General features: G+C 42.2%; 2 protein-coding genes and 1 pseudogene. All 3 read right to left on the bottom strand.

The features are described from left to right. Positions 1–686, bottom strand: a pseudogene (locus F6K38_RS34440) (hypothetical protein); the annotation flags it as partial. Positions 687–1,366: 680 nt separating this feature from the next. Next, positions 1,367–1,735 (bottom strand): four helix bundle protein, encoded by a 369-nt coding sequence (locus F6K38_RS34435; protein ID WP_008182832.1) that lies wholly within the window; start codon positions 1,733–1,735, stop codon positions 1,367–1,369. Beyond that, positions 1,728–2,096: a hypothetical protein gene (locus F6K38_RS34430; RefSeq protein ID WP_287359620.1), complete on the bottom strand. Its 369-nt coding sequence runs from the start codon at positions 2,094–2,096 to the stop codon at positions 1,728–1,730. Before F6K38_RS34430 ends, F6K38_RS34435 begins: the two co-directional genes overlap by 8 nt. Between the last annotated feature and the right edge of the window lie 134 nt (positions 2,097–2,230).

Here is a 2,230-nt window from a genome sequence, read left to right as displayed (position 1 = left end):
AGAGTCAGGGTTTGGAAGTATGGCTTATTTTTCCGGTAGAGGGAGGGATTAACCAGCTGTTGGTTGAGTGTTTGCACCAGTCCCTGCTGTAGGGGTTCAGGCAGCGGGGGGAAACCGTCATAGTGATTGAGCAGTTCCAGGGTTTCTGGGGGCAAGTGAATGTTGAGATAATGACTGAGTTGATCGGTAGCAACGGTAGCAACCAACAGCTGAATGGCTAGACCGGGCAGATCCCTGAAAGACTCTAGGTTAAATTGAGCCTGGGCAACCTGATAGCGCTCCAGAAGGCTCTTGGTATCCTGATCAAGTTGCGATCGCAAATACTGAGACAGTTCATCCTTGCCTTGATCAAGTTTCTTGGCCAAGTTACTGACATTTTTAATACTCCCTGGACTAAACTGGTGACTTACCTGTACCAGTTGAGAGGTGCCTCCTAACGCTTCTAGGTAGAGAGCAAAAAGTTGATCTAAATCTCCCTTTTGGGCAGCAATAAAGCCTTGAGACCCTTTATTGTCAGCGGTATCCACATGATGGGAACGCATCACACGGAGCAAGTCGGTTTCCCCTTGCTCCAGCAAAAAGCCAAAGACATCAATAAATTGGTAGAGCAAACTCTCAACATTGGCTCCGTCATAGAAATGAGGAAACCGACTGGTGATGCTGGTGGTTTTGCCGCGTTTTTCCATGATTTGGTAATAGGTAATAGGTAATAGGTAATAGGTAATGGGTAATAGGTAATGGGTAATGGGTAATGGGTAATAGGTAATAGGTGATGGGTAATAGGTAATAGGTAATAGGTATTAGGTGATGGGTGATGGGTGATGGGTGATGGGTGATGGGTGATGGGTGATGGGTGATGGGTGATGGGTAATAGGTTATAGGTAATGGGTAATAGGTTATAGGTAATGGGTAATGGGTAATAGGTTATATTTAATAGGTTATAGGTAATAGAGGGAGCATGTCACTTTTGCCGAATAGTTTTACCTGATCTATAGCCCCTCATGGGTAATTGCTTGCTCTAATGGTAAATATAGCGTTGATCACAGTTATGAGGTACAGTATTCTTTGAAGCTGATTCCCTGTTAGGTGCGCTTTCCGCATCTAATTATTAAATTCGCCATGGGTCGCACCTGAAGATGCAGCGCATCCCTATTACCTATTCCCTATTACCCATTACTTATCACCTATTACCCATTACTTATCACCTATTACCTATTACCCATCACCCATTACCTATCACCCATCACCCATCACCCATCACCCATTACCTATTACCCATTACTTATCACCTATTACCCATCACCCATCACCCATCACCCATTACCCATTACCCATTACCTATTACCTATTACCCATCACCCATTACCTATTCCTTTGATTTTAGTTTGTTGATTATGGAAGTTAGGATTTTGATTATTGTAACAATTTCTTGTTGCATCAGCGAAAAGTTTTGTTCAGTAACAAGCTGAGATTTAACCATGATTCTAATCCAATATTGTGTTTCTGAAGCTTCTTTCAAAGCAATAGAATATTTGGAGATAAAATCCTTTTTTGATTGAGCATAAATAGCTTCGGCACAATTGGCTCCAATACTTGTACCACTTCTAAGAAACTGTTTGGCTAATACTTTTCCAGCATCATCAAAATGTCTCTTGTTGAGTTCAGAGTAAGCTTTGATTACACGAATCGCAAAATCTTCAGTTCTTTGTTGAATAGTTAGCTGATAATTAGTCATAGGTAATAGGTAATAGGTAATGGGTAATAGGTAATAGGTAATGGGTAATAGGTAATAGGTAATGGGTGATGGGTGATGGGTGATGGGTGATGGGTGATGGGTGATGGGTGATGGGTGATGGGTGATGGGTGATGGGTGATGGGTGATGGGTGATGGGTGATGGGTAATAGGGAATAGGTAATGGGTAATGGGTAATGGGTAATGGGTGATGGGTAGGGAGCAGGTCAAAGAAGCCGAACTTTTGAACTACTTGACAAAACAACAAAAATTCTGTCAATAAGCCGGTCTTAGTTGCAGAACAGATAAACTTAGTACCATATGAGCTTGGCTTGGTAGTGGTAAAGATGTAGTGATTTGGCAACGGGTTACGTCAAGGTTTCAGGAGTTAAAATCACGAATTGTGTACCACTACCCTTGGCTTTTACCCATGAGGGGGCTATAGATCAGGTAAAAATATTAGGCTAATGTGACATGCTCCCCCTATTACCAATTACC

This window comes from Moorena sp. SIO3B2, from assembly GCF_010692525.1.
Lineage (GTDB): Bacteria > Cyanobacteriota > Cyanobacteriia > Cyanobacteriales > Coleofasciculaceae > Moorena > Moorena producens.
The sequence above is the reverse complement of the archived record's forward strand: the minus strand, read 5'-3'. Positions and strand labels throughout refer to the sequence as shown.